This window comes from Shewanella sp. BJSY2023SW001 (assembly GCF_047314685.1).
Taxonomy (GTDB): domain Bacteria; phylum Pseudomonadota; class Gammaproteobacteria; order Enterobacterales; family Shewanellaceae; genus Shewanella; species Shewanella indica.
Genome location: NZ_JBKORF010000049.1, coordinates 1 through 14,746, shown reverse-complemented (window position 1 = coordinate 14,746; position 14,746 = coordinate 1). Strand labels below are relative to the sequence as shown.

The window sequence follows — 14,746 nt, the reverse complement described above, 5'->3', positions numbered from 1 at the left end:
AGCCCCTAAGCCTCCAAGGCCAGGGATTGTGGAGAATAATAGTGAGTGAACGCTTATTTATCCGTTTAGGCAAAAACCTGGGCTCGCCCTGCGCCTGGGTCGTATGGTCTGAGCAGGAACAGGAGATTATTGCCTCGGGAGAGCTGGTTGATGCGCGGTCGCTGGCGACCCTGACGCAACGAGCCGGTAATCGGCCGGTCGATGTGTTGGTGCCGGCCAGTGCCATTCAGCTCACTTCGGTCGAACTACCGGAGAAGGGCCAACGCCAGGCTCTCAAGGCGTTGCCTTTCCTGCTTGAAGATACCCTGGCCCAGAATGTTGATGAGCTGCACTTTGTCGTTGGCCCCCGCAGCGGCGAGAGCCTGAGTGTGGCCGTGGTTGCCCATGAGCAGATGCAAAACTGGCTCTCCTGGCTGAACGAGGCCGGGCTCAAAGTGCGTAAAATGGTACCGGATTGTCTGGCACTGGAGCGGGAAGACTGTGATTGGGCCCTGATGGCCTATGAAGATCAACTCTTACTGCGTACAGCCGAGGGCATGGGTATGAGCATGCCCAAGGACTGGCTGCAACCCTTACTGCCCGGGTTGCTCGAAGAGCAGCAAACAGCACCGAGCCTGGCCTGCTATACCGAATTTCAATGGCCGGATCTGGAGTGTCGGCAGATGCCGCTGGAAATGCCCATGCTGGTGTTGGCCAAAGGGCTGCTCAAGTCACCTATCAATCTGCTATCCGGCCCCTATGTTCCCAAGCGTGAATACAGCAAGCACCTACTGCTTTGGAAACGGGTGGCAATCGTCGCCACCATAGCCCTGCTGCTTGGCTTGGTTAACAAAGGGCTCAACATACATCAGATGCAGACCGAGGCCGATGACTTGAAGGCCCAGAGCGAAAGCATTTATCGCCAGGTGGTTCCCGGCAGTTCACGGATAGTCAATCTGCGCTCACAGCTGGAATCTCAACTCAGAGCCCTGCAGGGTAGCGGCTCGGGTGGCGAGTTTTTTACCATGCTGGATAGACTGGAAGGTGCATTCAAACAAGTGCCGGATCTTAAACCCAACAGCCTAAGATTTGATGCCGGGCGCAATGAAATCCGTATGCAGGTGACGGCCAAGAGCTACGCCCAGATAGAACAGTTCAAAGAGCTGGCCGGGCGTCAATTCCATCTCGAGGGAGGGGCAATGAACAGTACTGAAAATGCGGTTACCAGTACTCTGACCCTAAGGAGCAAATAAATGGAAAATTTGCGTAACTGGTGGGAATCTCTGGCACAGCGGGAGCAGCAATTGGTCGCGGCCATGGCAGTAATAGTCGCTGTCGGGGTCCTTTATTGGGGGATCTGGACACCGATAAGCAATGCCGAACAGAAGGCACAGAATAACCTCAATGCTCAGACCCAGATGCTCAGCTTTGTGAAACAGACGGCCAATAAGATTGCCGGGATCAAACAGAGCGGCAACAGACCGGCTCTCAAGGGTAGTCTCAGCACTGTGGTGACCCAGAGTGCCGCCAGCTATGACTTAGAGATCACCCGCATGGCACCACAGGGGAAACAGATCCAGATCTGGATGGATGAAGTGCCCTTTGATAGCCTGATCTCCTATCTTGGGGATCTGGTACAGAAACAGGGATTGTCTCTGGACAGCCTGGATCTGGCCGAAGGTGATAGCCCTGGCATGGTGAAAGTCAGACGAATCCAGTTATCTCAGTCGTAAGGTGTAATCTTGAAACTGATTAGTAAAATAATACTCTGTGTGCTGATTTACCTGGCATTTATGCTGGCACTCTTTCCCGCAAGGTTGGCGGTTTCGCTGGCGCCTCTGCCAAATAATCTGCAACTCGGTGGCGTCAGCGGCACTATCTGGAGCGGCAGTATTGATGTCATTAAGCTGCAACAACGTCAGTTGGAGCAGCTGAGCTGGGAGCTCAGTCCCTGGGCACTGCTGACCGGCAAAGCCAAACTGGACTTCCAGCTGGGCAGTCGCGCCAGTGCCGTCAACGCCAAGGGGCAAGTCACCTTGGCTGCCGGCGCTATCAGCGCTGAGAAGCTGCGTTTTGAAGCACCGGCCGAGTTTCTCTTGGCTGGCAGTCGTCTGCCATTTCGCACTCAAGTGAGCGGTGATGTCTCTGTGTTGCTGGATACTCTGGCACAAGGCCAGCCTTGGTGTGAGGCGCTCAGCGGCAAAGTATTTCTCAATCGGGTCGGCATCAAGAACCAGTTTGGTCAATATCCCTTGGGAGACATAGAACTCGGCCTGCAGTGTGTTGCCGGTCAGGTGCAACTGGCGACCGATGAGGAGAAAAACGCCATAGGCGTGGCCGGCACCTTGCTGCTCAAGGCCAATGAACAACTTGAGGTCAAGGCTCGCATTCGTGAGACTCAGGCTCAGTCTGAAGATCTGAAAAAAGCGCTGCCATTTCTGGGCAAGCGTGATCCCCAAGGATATTTCCCCATCAATTACAACGGCAAAATCCCGGGTCTTTAAATAAGTAGGTAGCCGGGCTCCTCCCGGCTGCCGTTTATTCAAGTTGAGCTTTCCCGTTTAAAACTCTTGCGAAAACCCGCAAACGCTTGCATCTAAATCAACTAATCCGAAAAACCCCACCGCCCCGACAAACTCTGCAGCTCTGTTATTTCGTGTGAATTGGTATAACATTGTAGACTGAGTCACATTTTCAGTTTGTCAGCGTCAGAGGCCTCTATGACAGAGCGGCAGAAGAAGCCGGAAATATTGCACACCGAAGTTGTAGCCCGCAGTCGTCTGTTTCAAATAGAACAGGTACACCTGCGTTTCTCCAATCAAGAGGAACGTCACTACGAGCGGATGAAAAGTGCCAGCCGTGGTGCTGTTATGGTGGTGCCGGTTCTCAATGGTGAGTGGTTACTGCTGGGCAGCGAGTATGCCGCGGGAACCCACAACTATGAGCTTGGCTTTCCCAAGGGACTGATCGACCCGGGTGAAACCGCCGCTGAAGCCGCCAACCGTGAACTGCAGGAAGAGATAGGCTATGGTGCCCGTAAACTGACCAAGCTGAAGGAGTTGAGTCTGGCTCCCGGGTATTTCGCCAGTAAGATGCAAATTTTCCTGGCCGAAGATCTCTATGAGAGTCGCCTGGAAGGCGATGAACCTGAGCCGATAGAGCTGGTTCCCTGGCCGCTGGAACGCTGGCAAGAACTGCTGGACATGAATGATTTTTCAGAAGGACGCAGCGTCAGCGCCTTGTTTTTGGCGATGAAACAGCTGAGACTGACTGAATCCCCCTAAAAATGGCCACTCCCGGCCACTGACTTTTGCTTATCCGATGGAAAGCGTTTGGAGTAGTTATGAAGCCAGAAGAGTTGATAGATCATGTTATCGCCATTGCAATGGAAGCAGGGCAGAAAATTCGCCAGATCTACCAACAAGGCAGTTTCAGCAAGGAAACCAAGGAAGATAATACCCCTGTCACCTCGGCCGATATCGCGGCCCACAATATCATCTGCAGCAGCCTGCAGGCATTGACACCGGATATCCCGGTATTATCTGAGGAAGCAGCTGATATTCCCCTTTCTGAACGCAGCCAGTGGCGCCGCTACTGGTTGGTGGATCCCTTGGATGGCACCGGAGAATTTATTGCCGGCAGCGGCGATTTCTCGGTGATTATCGCCTTGGTTGAGCACAACCGTCCTATTATGGGTGTAGTTTATGCGCCCATGACCGAAGTATGCTACTACGCCATCGCGGGACTCGGAGCTTATAAGCGCACTTCCCTGACGGAGCTGCGAATTCACAGCAAGCTGTTACCGAAAGAACAGAATAACGCCCTGCGCCTGGCGGTCAGTCGCCGTCAGGATCCGCAGTCCGTGCTCAAGCTATTCAACCAACCCAAACATTGTGAACTTGTAGCGCTCGGTGGCGCTGCGCTCAAGAGCTGTCTGGTCGCCGAGGGCAGAGCGGATTGTTATGTACGTGTCGGCCCTACGGGCGAGTGGGATACAGGCGCAGCGCAAATCATCATAGAAGAAGCCGGTGGTCAATTAATGGATACTGAACTGCAACCCTTGACCTACAACGAGCGTGAGTCGTTGGAAAACCCCAACTTTATCGTGGTCGGTTCCCCGAACCTCGAATGGGACAAGATACTGACCGGAGATTAATCTAATGCAGATAAGACCAATATCCAGAGCCGATCTGGATGCAGTATTGGCCTTGGAACTGGCAACCTTCGGTGAGCATTGCTACCCGGACTTCTTTTTCCGTCAGGCATTGGATGCTTGGTCCAGTGGTTTTCTGGGGAGCTTTGTCGACGGTCAGCTGGTAGGTTACCTGCTGCGGGTGAGCAGCGAAAAGCCTGGACAGCACTGGCTGTTGTCGCTGGCTGTATCTCCGACGAAACAAGGTCAAGGGATAGGTAAGCAATTACTCAGTGCTTGTCTGGATGATTGCAGCCACTGTGTCGATGAACTGTTATTGACGGTAGCGCCGGATAATTCCGCCCGCCATCTCTACAGCCGCATGGGGTTTGAAAACCTGGGGCTGGAAGCCGACTATTTTGGCGTTGGTGAACACAGACTATTGATGCGCTGGCAAAGATAAAAAACACCGAGTGTTTTGTTTAATCGCTCCAGCCCCCATCAAGCCTGTCGATCGCTAGTCCGGCTTCACTTCAGATATAAAAAAACCGCTGCAAGCAGCGGTTTTTCCAGCTCAAAATGATTAACCCTTTGGATAAGGATGCGCTACACCCTTGTGGCAATCCACGCAGGTCTTTCTGCTTTCAGGATCTTTCTTGAAGTTCATGCTGTGCATTCTAACAGCCATTTTCTTCATGGTTTCAGGCTGGTTCTCATAGATGCGGGTATGGCAATGCTGACAGTTGGCAGAGTCATTGGCACGGAAGTAGTTCAGTGCTTTATCAGCCTGCTCTTTACGGTTAGCGTCCAACCACTCCTGAGTATTGAAGCCATCGATAGTCAGGAAGCCGTAGAGATCCTTGGAAACAATGATCTTCTTCACCAGATAGTCAACCGGACCGTGAGGCAAGTGGCAGTCTTGACACTGAACAGTAACACCGGCACTACCACCACCGTGGGCAGATGCCAACACTTCATCTTTCAGTGAGTGGTTGCTGTGGCAGGTCATACAGAACGCATCTGTACTGGTTGCATGCAGCGTCTGCTGGGTAGCGAAGTAGCCAACAACACCTATCACTATGCCGACGACCAGTAGCGACAGGATGGAATACTTTGCGCTGGGTTTAAAGATTGCACGCCAGTTCATCACTCTTCTCCAAAATAAAATTCTTATATCTATATTGAGCTATTCGTTGTTCTGAAATTTGATTATAAACCAGTTTTCTTTCATTAATCTGACCCGAAAAGTGCAAAATGAGACTTAGCTCTAACTCTCAAGGCCTAATGACGACTGAATTTTAAGTTAATGCCATATATGCACTTTTCCTAAACTTAAAGCATGGCACACGCTTAATCAAGCATAGTCAATCGAATAATTAACATACAACTAATTCTCGAAACAATAAATGTGATCCAGACGACGCTAAGGAGGTAATGAACAATTTTATTTTGGACAAGACGAAACTATTTAATCAAGATGTCTGTCTATTGAGGTAAGCACAGACTGCGTGCTTCACCAGAACGAAAGGATAACGATGAGAAGCTTGCTGTTGATACTGACACTGATAATGACGCTGGGACAGGCCGTGATGCCTGCAGCCGCGTCTGTTTCAGTGTCTGAGCATCAGTCAATGGCAGCCATGAACTCATCTGCATCCACCAGCATGGTTATGGATATGGATTGCTGCCAAGGCCAGCAGCATTGCCCAGACTGCGATCTGGGTATGGATTGCGGCACCATGGGCAACTGTGCCAGCCACTGCACACCAGGGGTAAGCCTGCTTACCGCCGGCCATCCTTTGTTGGTGACAGGAAGCCAGCAGATCGCCCTGCCTAGCTGGAGCTTGCAAACCGCTATACTCTCACAGCAAACACCCCCTCCCAATTCAGCACAGATGTAACTCTGGCCTTACGGCCGCAAAGCTTTAGTTAATGTTTTTACATCTGAATATTTTTTGGGAGTTCCCACTATGTCTGCATACAAAATTTCTGCATCTCGTTTTAGCGCCGCCCTGTTAATCTTTGCCAGCCTGTTTATGGCTTCGGGCAGTTTCGCAGCCGAGTTGAACCTGCCGGATAATCTGGTGATCAAAGCTATTGATGGCCAAGCTGTATCCAACTTTGACCGCCACCAGTTAGCCGCCGGAAAACATGTTGTCGAACTCAAATACCGGGACATTTTTGCCGTCAATGCCGATGACTCGGGCGCTTGGGTTAAATCCGGTCCTCTTTATCTGACACTGACTGTTGCCGAACAACAAAGTCTGCAACTGCAGCTACCGACTCTGGATACCGAGGCAGAAGCCAACGCCTTTATTCGCAGTCCACAGTTACAAGTTGTTGATGAAGCCGGTCAGGCTGTTCCTGCCGAGGTAATGACCCACGGAGGCCTGATGGCCGACTGGTTGGCACAGCTGCGCCGCTGAGTTTTCAGAGTGGAATGAGACAGAGGCTCTACCATGCTGCTAACAATGATTGCCGGAAAAAGTGTAGCAATGTCATCACACTTCTTCAGATGTGAGTCATATCAAGGCAAGCTTTTGAAAGCATGGTAGACTATTGGGGTCCATTCTCTCTGGAGTTCAAGCTCAAGATGCTATCGGTTCGCCGCCACATCCTGGTTCTGTTTACCATGCTCGCATTGCTCGGGCAGGGTATGCTAACCAATGGACACTGGATGGTGCCAACAGCTGAAGCGCATTCCGGAAAAATGGACTCCACGGCACACTCAATGGCTGCCACCATGGATTGTCACACTCAACAGACAAATGCCAGTCACTGCTGCGATGACTCGCAAATTGATACAGTGCTTCCCGACACTGTGAGTCATTGTTGTGAAGGCAAAGGATTCTGCAAGAGCGACTGTAACCATTGTCTGGTGATATCCGTAGCGGGTACTCTCATTGCCGTCGGTTCCTGGCCGGTGATGTCTCTGCCCGAAGCCGCCGTGGCCACGCCTATGCCTCATTTCCACTCTGTTTCTATCGGCCAGACAATCAAGCCACCCATAGTTTGATATCCAAGGCACACCTGTGCCCAAAATCTGCCAATAAATACAAATTTTTAATGGGATAAGCCCCAAGAGTGCACAGTTGCACCTGGCCAAAGCGTATCCCAAACGGAGTGAATCAATGAAAACCTTTATCAGCGTCCTGATTATTGCCCTATTGTCTGTCACCCTGGCCAGAGCCAGCTTCGCAAGTGAACGAGATCATCACCACGGTCAGCAACAAGCCGTGGTAACTGCCGAATATAGCTGCCCCATGCACCCGGAGGTGACAGGTAACAAAGGCGATTCCTGCCCCAAATGCGGCATGTTTCTGGAAAAACCGCAACAAGCCGACTATCACTGTCCCATGCATCCTGAAGTGACAGGCAAGAAAGGTGACTCCTGCCCCAAGTGTGGTATGAATCTTGAGCCTGTAGCTGGCCAGAAACACCACCACCACTAAACAAGCTGTAGCTGGAGATGAGGCATATGAGCGATTCAAACCGTAAACGCCAACGACTGGCCTGTGCGCTTAGTCTGGTGCTGGCTGTCGGCCCGCAATGGAGTATGCAGGCAATGGCCCAGGGCAATCAGCCCCAAGGGCAGGAACAACACAAAGATCATCAACATGGGACGGCAACCCAGGAGTATTACTGCCCCATGCATCCGGAAGTCACCAGCCATGAGCCGGGACGCTGCCCCAAGTGCAACATGTTTTTGGTCAAAGATGAGGCCACTGAAGCCCTGGCAGAACCAACACAGGCTCAGCAAAAAACCTATGTTTGCCCCATGCATCCGGAAGTGACCAGTCACGAGCCGGGACGTTGCCCCAAATGCAATATGTTCCTGGTCGAAGAGGAAGAAGAGGAGCCAGGTTCCCATGCCGGTCACGCCGAAGCTGCAGAAACCCTGGCTACAGAAACTAAAGCCGCGGAAAACCAGGCTAATGACCATAGCCAGCACGCCATGCAGCAGAGCAAACCCGCATTGGAGATCAAACCTGCTCCTCTGGATCAGGGCAGTAACATCAAATATGTTTGCCCCATGCATTCGCATATCATCAGCGATGTGCCCGGCACCTGCCCCATCTGCGGCATGAATCTGGAAAAAGTCGAGATGGGCGGCCACTCGGAAACCGTTGAGATTGATGTCTCAGGCCAGATGCAACAAGCCTTGGCCCTCAAGGTAGCCAAGGTGGAAAGGGACACGCTGTGGAAGTTTGTCAAAACAGTCGGCCAGATAGACTATGACGAGAGCCAAATCAATCATATCCATGCCAGGGTCAACGGCTGGATTGAAAAACTTAAAGTAGAGTCTGTCGGTGACAGGGTCGAGAAAGGTCAGTTGCTGTACGAGATCTATTCACCGGACCTGGTCAATGCCCAGGACGACTATCTGTTGGCCCAGGAGACGCTGAAACGCTCAGGCAACAGTGCCAACTACCAAGAGCTATTGCGCAAGGCCGGGCTACGCCTCGAACTGCTGGGCATGAACCAAGAGCAGATCAAACAGCTGGCCAAGACAGGCAAGACCCAATACCGGGTTCCTTTCTACGCCCGCGAAAGCGGCGTAGTCAAACAACTCGCGGTGCGTGACGGCATGTATATACAACCTCAGACCGAGGTCATGTCACTGGTTGACCTCTCCAAGGTCTGGGTCATTGCCGATGTGTTTGAAAACGAGCAGAGCTGGCTGGAAGTGGGCCAGACCGCCGAGGTCAATATCCCCGCCATGGGGCTCAAGGGCATAGAAGGCAAGATTGATTACATCTATCCCGAACTGGATCCCATCACCCGCAGCCTGAGAGTCAGAGTGGTACTCAACAATGATCAAGCGATGGAGCTCAGGCCCAAGACCTTGGCCAAGGTTTCCCTCTATGGTGGCCCGAAACGCGATACTTTGGTGATCCCCCAGGAAGCATTGATCCAAACAGGCAAGGAAAATCGGGTCATAGTCAAACAGGATGATGCCAGTTTCAGTGCCAGAAAGGTCACTGTCGGCATGTTGAGTCAGGGTAAGGCAGAGATCCTCGAAGGCCTGCATGAAGGCGAAAACGTGGTGATTTCCGGGCAATTCCTGTTGGATTCAGAAGCCAGTCTCAAGGGTAGCCTGATGCGCCTGAGCTCAGGCCACCAGCACTAGGAGGCAACATGCTGAAAAAAATCATTGAAGCCTCCATCAAACAAAGGGTGATGGTGCTGATTGTCACCCTGATGGTGACGGTTTGGGGGATTCAGGCGCTGCGTACCACGCCGCTCGACGCCCTGCCGGATCTGTCCGATGTGCAGGTCATCATCAAAACCGCCTATCCGGGACAGGCGCCCAAGCTGGTAGAGGAACAGGTGACCTATCCCTTGTCTACCGCCATGCTGGCCGTGCCCGGGGCCAAGACGGTGCGCGGCTATTCCATGTTCGGTGACTCCTATGTCTATGTGATCTTTGAAGATGGCACCGACATCTATTGGGCCCGCTCCCGGGTATTGGAATACCTGAGCCAGATAAGCAGTCGTTTACCCGAAGGGGTGCAACCCTCACTGGGGCCCGATGCCTCCGGGGTCGGTTGGATCTATGAATATGCCCTGGTAGACCGCAGCGGTAATCTGGACCTTTCGCAACTCAAGAGTTTGCAGGACTGGTATCTGAAGCTGGAATTGCAGAGTGTTGCCGGGGTATCGGAAGTCGCCACTGTCGGTGGCATGGAACAGACCTATCAGATAGTGCTGGAGCCGGACAAGCTGGCGATTTACAAGCTGGACATCGCCTCGGTCAAGCAGGCGATTACCAAGGCCAACAACGAGGCCGGCGGCTCTGTGGTGGAGATGGCCGAAGCCGAGTACATGGTGCGCGCCAAGGGCTATCGTCAAACACTGGCGGACTTTCGTGAAATCCCGCTGGGGATCACCAGTCCCTCAGGCACACCGCTGCTGCTGAAAGACGTTGCCACCGTACGCAAGGGCCCGGCATCTCGCCGTGGCATAGCCGAACTCGATGGTGAGGGCGAAGTCGTCGGTGGCATCATAGTCATGCGCTATGGGGAAAACGCCCTGGCGACTATCGAGGCGGTGAAAACCAAGCTGGAAGAACTCAAGGCGGGTCTCCCCGAAGGCGTGGAGATAGTTCCCACCTACGACAGATCGCAACTGATTGAAAACTCAGTCGACAACTTGTTGCACAAGGTGTTGGAAGAGATGGTAGTGGTCGGCATTGTTTGCTTGCTGTTTCTGCTGCACGCCCGCTCGACCCTGGTGGCCGTTATTACCCTGCCACTGTCGATACTGATCGCCTTTATTGTGATGAACAAGATGGGGGTTAACGCCAATATCATGAGTCTTGGCGGTATCGCTATCGCCATCGGGGCCGTGGTGGATGGTGCCATTGTGATGATCGAGAATATGCACAAGCACCTCGAGCATTTCAAACAAGACCATCAGCGCCAACCCGACACCAAAGAGCATTGGAAAATTGTCGCCGAAGCCTCTATTGAGGTGGGCCCGGCACTCTTCTTCTCCTTGCTGATCATTACCCTGAGCTTTGTGCCGGTATTTGCCCTCGAAGCCCAGGAAGGCAGGCTGTTCAGCCCTCTGGCCTATACCAAAACCTTTGCCATGGCGGCCGCGGCTGTGTTGTCAATCACCTTGGTGCCTATCCTGATGGGCTTCTTTATCCGCGGCAAGATCCCCTCGGAAAGCAGCAACCCACTGAGCCGGGTATTGATAGCCATCTACAAACCTATGCTCAATGCCGTGCTGCGCTTCCCCAAGCTGACCTTGCTGGCGGCTCTGGTGGCGCTGGCCAGTGCCTGGTATCCAGTGAGTCATATGGGCAGCGAGTTTATGCCAGAGCTCGAGGAAGGGGATCTTCTGTACATGCCAACAGCCTTGCCGGGCATCAGCGCCAGCAAGGCCGCCGAAGTGCTGCAGCAAACCGACCGGCTGATCAAAACCGTTCCGGAAGTGGCGCGGGTGTTTGGCAAAGTAGGCCGCGCCGAAACCGCCACGGATCCTGCGCCATTGACCATGCTGGAAACCACCATAATGCTCAAACCCAAAGAGCAGTGGCGCGAAGGCATGGATCTCGACGGCATCATTGCTCAGCTGCAAAGTACGGTAAAAGTGCCCGGTCTCACCAACGCCTGGGTACAGCCGATCAAGACCCGTATCGACATGCTGTCTACCGGTATCAAGACACCAGTGGGGATTAAGATCACCGGCGCCGATGTCAATCAACTGCAGGAGATAGGGGCCCAGATAGAAGCGATTCTATCGGCTCAGCCTCATACCAAGTCGGCCTATGCCGAGCGGGTGGGTGGCGGCCGCTACATAGACATCACACCGAAACTCGAGGTGACCTCCAGATATGGCATGACCCTGAGCGATATTCAGGACGTAGTACGTTACGCCATTGGCGGCATGAATATCGGTGAGTCGGTTCAAGGTGCCGAGCGCTATCCCATCAACCTGCGCTATCCAAGAGAGTTGCGTGACAATATCGAAAAGCTCAGAGAGCTGCCGGTGATCACCAAGAGTGGCCACTATCTGCCGCTGCGCAATCTGGCCGACATCGAAATCACTGATGGCGCGCCTATGCTCAAGAGCGAGAATGGTCGTTTGATCTCCTGGGTATTTGTCGATATTGACGGCACGTCCATTGGTGAGTATATCGAAGCCGTCAAGCCGGTATTGGAGCAGGAACTGGATCTGCCTGCCAGGTACAGCTACAGCTTTGCCGGTCAGTATGAATATATGCAGCGGGTCGATGCCAAACTGCAGCAAGTGATCCCCATGGCGCTAGCGGTGATCTTCATTCTGCTGATGATGACCTTCGGCTCATCCATGCAGGCCAGCATCATAATGCTGTCGCTGCCGTTCGCCTTGGTGGGCAGTACCTGGTTGTTGTATCTGCTGGACTACAACATGTCGGTCGCTGTCGCGGTGGGCATGATAGCCCTCGCCGGGGTCGCCGCCGAGTTTGGTGTGGTCATGCTGGTGTATCTCAATAATGCCATCAAGCACAAGCAGGACAGAGGCGAATACCACAGAGTGGAAGACCTCAAGGACGCTCTGATTGAAGGTGCAGTGATGCGGATCCGCCCCAAGGCGATGACAGTGGCGACCATCTTCTTCGGTCTGCTCCCTATTATGTGGGGCGCAGGTTCGGGCAACGACGTGATGCAGAAGATTGCCGCGCCCATGGTCGGTGGTATGGTTACCGCCCCAGTGCTGTCGCTCTTTGTGCTGCCGGCGCTCTATCTGCTGATCTACCGTCGCCACTTGAGCAAGGCCAAGGCTGAATAAGCAAACTGATGCTCGCAAAAACGGCTGCCAATGCAGCCGTTTTTTATTGGATTGAGCTCAGTTACACCACTTCACCGGCGGCGTAGCCGGAACTCCAGGCCCACTGGAAGTTATAGCCGCCGAGCCAGCCACTGACATCCACCACTTCACCGATAAAATAGAGCCCGGGATGACGCTTGGCCTCCATGGTCTTGGAAGATAACTCATCGGTATCCACACCGCCCAGAGTCACCTCGGCGGTGCGATAACCCTCGGTGCCGCCGGGTTGGATCTGCCAGCAATGGAAATAACTGTCCAGCGCCGCCACATCTGCCTTGGACAGTTGGTTAAAGTTCTTGTTCGGTAATTCACCCAGCTCCTGCAGCCTCTCAACCAAGCGCTTAGGTAACAGCCGAGATAGTCCATTCTTAAGCGACAATTTTGGTGATTCAGCAGTGATTGTTTTGCACCAGTCGACAAAATCCAGGTCCGGCAGTAAATCAAACAGCACACTCTGGCCTGGCTGCCAGTAGGAGGAGATCTGCAGCACAGCCGGCCCGGACAAACCCCTGTGGGTGAATAGCATGGCCTCTCTAAACTGCCTGCCGCATTCGGCTTTGGCGATAACCGGCAAGCTGATGCCGGACAGGCCTTCAAACCTGGCCTTGTCTTCAGGCTGTAAGGTAAAGGGAACCAGCCCGGCAGTGGTCGGCAGCACCTTGATGGCAAACTGCTCGGCGATACGGAATCCAAACGGTGTTGCCCCGAGCTTCGGCATGGACAAGCCACCAGTGGCTATCACCAGAGATTTACAACGGTATTCCCCTTCACTGGTTTGCAGGCTGTAACCACCATCTGTGGCTGCCACAGACAGAATTTCGGTACGCAGCTGAATTTTGACTCCTGCCCAATCGCACTCTGTGGTCAACATATCGACAATATCTTTGGCCGAGTCATCGCAAAACAGCTGTCCAAGGGTCTTCTCGTGATAATCGATGCCGTGCCGCTCGACCATGGCGATAAAGTCCCACTGGCTGAAACGAGCCAGCGCCGACTTGACGAAGTGTGGGTTACTGCAGAGGTAGGCGCCCGGTTCAATGTTCTGATTGGTGAAGTTACAGCGACCGCCGCCACTGATCAGAATTTTGCGCCCCAGTTGTTTGGCGTTATCCAGCAAAAGGACATCCCGGCCCCGATACCCGGCAGTGAGGGCACACATTAACCCTGCGGCGCCAGCGCCGATAATGATCACCTGATGCTGTTTAACTGACATAACGCTCACTCTCTGGCCCAACAAGGGGCAATAAAAAAGGTTCATCGCAGATTAGTGTGGACTGGAAACGAAAACGGTTGGAGTTATTGTTTAGTCGCCAAACAAAAACAATGACCAACCCCAACCATTCTCGATGTCGAATCTTACCTTTACCATTGCGCTCTGGGAAGGCTTTGAAGCCGTCCATACCGAGCAAAATCAACAAACCCTCATCATCCAGCTAAAATCGATTGATAATGGTCACTGTGCTTGCGCAAACCGGCCAAGGCCGTTCAAAACACCCCAAGCAATCTGATGAAGCTCAAGCGGCTTTTAAAAAACTTACCGATGGAAACTAAGACCAATCCGCATTGAAGTCTGATCTAATGGTAGGCAACTCAACACTTATAGTTGGCCCATGAAATCTGAAACTGCCGAAAGCTTGCTTTGCCTCTCTAAAAAAGAAAAAATCCCCAAAGCGTATGCGGTTACTCGCCGTGTCCATATTTTTGCAATCCCGTAATCGTACTCAAGTAGCGAACCAGTTGAAGGTGGCAAGATCCAGCGTCAACTCATGGGTCTCAAACTATCTTGAGCAAGGGCTCGTAGGGCTTGAAGATAAGCAGCGACCCGGCAAAAGACCATCATTGTCCAATGACCAAAAGCGGAGGCTCGCCAGATATATTGAATTCAAAGCACAATCGAATGAGGGAGGCAGGCTAACCGGGGCTGATATCCAGCAATACATATCGAGTGAGTTTGGTGTCGAGTACCACCTCAATCATATCTACAAGCTACTCAAAGGCATGGGGTTCAGCTGGATAACCAGCCGCTCCAGGCATCCCAAACAGACTCAAGGCGTGCAGAACGCTTTTAAAAAAGTTTACTCTGGAAACGATCCTTCACACACCTATCCATATACGACCACACCAGATTGATATTTGGTTTCAGGACGAAGCCAGATTTGGTCAGCAAAATACAACAACACGACTCTGGGCACCGAAAGGCAGTAGACCCAGAGCGCTAAAACAGCAGCAGTTTGAATACGCGCACCTCTTCGGCGCAGTCTGTCCCGCAACAGGAGAAACTGAAGCCATCATCACGCCGTTTGTTAATAAGGA

General features: G+C 52.8%; 16 protein-coding genes. 14 read left to right on the top strand and 2 right to left on the bottom strand.

What is annotated here, in order from left to right; translation table 11 throughout:
- Positions 1–41: 41 nt before the first annotated feature.
- From gspL to ACMHXH_RS11010, 6 genes are all read left to right on the top strand, one after another.
- A complete protein-coding gene (gspL, locus tag ACMHXH_RS11035) occupies positions 42–1,232 on the top strand; it encodes a type II secretion system protein GspL (RefSeq protein WP_071477114.1) in 1,191 nt (396 codons plus the stop codon).
- Entirely contained in the window at positions 1,233–1,712 is a 480-nt protein-coding gene (locus tag ACMHXH_RS11030; RefSeq protein WP_039035175.1) for a type II secretion system protein M, read from the top strand.
- A gap of 9 nt (positions 1,713–1,721) precedes the next feature.
- Positions 1,722–2,483 (top strand): type II secretion system protein N, encoded by a 762-nt coding sequence (locus ACMHXH_RS11025; RefSeq protein ID WP_039035176.1) that lies wholly within the window; start codon positions 1,722–1,724, stop codon positions 2,481–2,483.
- A 216-nt stretch (positions 2,484–2,699) separates the two neighbouring features.
- The gene (gene nudE, locus ACMHXH_RS11020; RefSeq protein WP_039035177.1) at positions 2,700–3,263 is read left to right on the top strand and encodes an ADP compounds hydrolase NudE; all 564 of its coding nucleotides are present in this window, start codon (positions 2,700–2,702) and stop codon (positions 3,261–3,263) included.
- Between the two features lie 59 nt (positions 3,264–3,322).
- On the top strand, positions 3,323–4,135 hold the full coding sequence (gene cysQ, locus ACMHXH_RS11015; protein WP_039035178.1) for a 3'(2'),5'-bisphosphate nucleotidase CysQ: 813 nt from the start codon (positions 3,323–3,325) through the stop codon (positions 4,133–4,135).
- 4 nt (positions 4,136–4,139) lie between these two features.
- Positions 4,140–4,574, top strand: a complete 435-nt coding sequence (locus ACMHXH_RS11010) for a GNAT family N-acetyltransferase (protein ID WP_039035179.1) — start codon at positions 4,140–4,142, stop codon at positions 4,572–4,574.
- Positions 4,575–4,694: 120 nt separating this feature from the next.
- Here ACMHXH_RS11010 and ACMHXH_RS11005 read toward each other — a convergent pair whose 3' ends face one another.
- The gene (locus tag ACMHXH_RS11005) at positions 4,695–5,258 is read right to left on the bottom strand and encodes a NapC/NirT family cytochrome c (RefSeq protein ID WP_039035180.1); all 564 of its coding nucleotides are present in this window, start codon (positions 5,256–5,258) and stop codon (positions 4,695–4,697) included.
- A gap of 388 nt (positions 5,259–5,646) precedes the next feature.
- Between ACMHXH_RS11005 and ACMHXH_RS11000 the strand changes: the two genes are divergently transcribed.
- The 6 genes from ACMHXH_RS11000 to ACMHXH_RS10975 all read left to right on the top strand — a co-directional run bounded on the left by ACMHXH_RS11000 (position 5,647) and on the right by ACMHXH_RS10975 (position 12,394).
- Positions 5,647–6,012 carry a hypothetical protein gene (locus ACMHXH_RS11000; RefSeq protein ID WP_039035181.1) on the top strand — a complete coding sequence of 122 codons (366 nt, stop codon included), beginning with the start codon at positions 5,647–5,649 and terminating at the stop codon, positions 6,010–6,012.
- A 69-nt stretch (positions 6,013–6,081) separates the two neighbouring features.
- The gene (locus ACMHXH_RS10995; protein ID WP_039035182.1) at positions 6,082–6,537 is read left to right on the top strand and encodes a DUF2057 family protein; all 456 of its coding nucleotides are present in this window, start codon (positions 6,082–6,084) and stop codon (positions 6,535–6,537) included.
- A gap of 122 nt (positions 6,538–6,659) precedes the next feature.
- Positions 6,660–7,127 carry a hypothetical protein gene (locus tag ACMHXH_RS10990; protein WP_226685176.1) on the top strand — a complete coding sequence of 156 codons (468 nt, stop codon included), beginning with the start codon at positions 6,660–6,662 and terminating at the stop codon, positions 7,125–7,127.
- Between the two features lie 115 nt (positions 7,128–7,242).
- Positions 7,243–7,563 carry a heavy metal-binding domain-containing protein gene (locus tag ACMHXH_RS10985; RefSeq protein ID WP_039035183.1) on the top strand — a complete coding sequence of 107 codons (321 nt, stop codon included), beginning with the start codon at positions 7,243–7,245 and terminating at the stop codon, positions 7,561–7,563.
- A 26-nt stretch (positions 7,564–7,589) separates the two neighbouring features.
- The gene (locus ACMHXH_RS10980) at positions 7,590–9,242 is read left to right on the top strand and encodes an efflux RND transporter periplasmic adaptor subunit (protein ID WP_071477116.1); all 1,653 of its coding nucleotides are present in this window, start codon (positions 7,590–7,592) and stop codon (positions 9,240–9,242) included.
- 8 nt (positions 9,243–9,250) lie between these two features.
- Entirely contained in the window at positions 9,251–12,394 is a 3,144-nt protein-coding gene (locus tag ACMHXH_RS10975; RefSeq protein WP_039035185.1) for an efflux RND transporter permease subunit, read from the top strand.
- Positions 12,395–12,455: 61 nt separating this feature from the next.
- On the opposite strand, the gene ACMHXH_RS10970 is transcribed toward ACMHXH_RS10975, so the two are convergent.
- The gene (locus ACMHXH_RS10970) at positions 12,456–13,646 is read right to left on the bottom strand and encodes an NAD(P)/FAD-dependent oxidoreductase (protein ID WP_039035186.1); all 1,191 of its coding nucleotides are present in this window, start codon (positions 13,644–13,646) and stop codon (positions 12,456–12,458) included.
- Between the two features lie 461 nt (positions 13,647–14,107).
- On the opposite strand from ACMHXH_RS10970, the gene ACMHXH_RS10965 reads away from it, so the two are divergent.
- Both ACMHXH_RS10965 and ACMHXH_RS10960 read left to right on the top strand, forming a co-directional pair.
- Positions 14,108–14,563, top strand: a complete 456-nt coding sequence (locus ACMHXH_RS10965; RefSeq protein WP_413738049.1) for a winged helix-turn-helix domain-containing protein — start codon at positions 14,108–14,110, stop codon at positions 14,561–14,563.
- The coding region (locus tag ACMHXH_RS10960; RefSeq protein ID WP_413738063.1) for a transposase at positions 14,466–14,746 on the top strand (281 nt) is incomplete at its 3' end. The genes ACMHXH_RS10965 and ACMHXH_RS10960, both read left to right, overlap by 98 nt.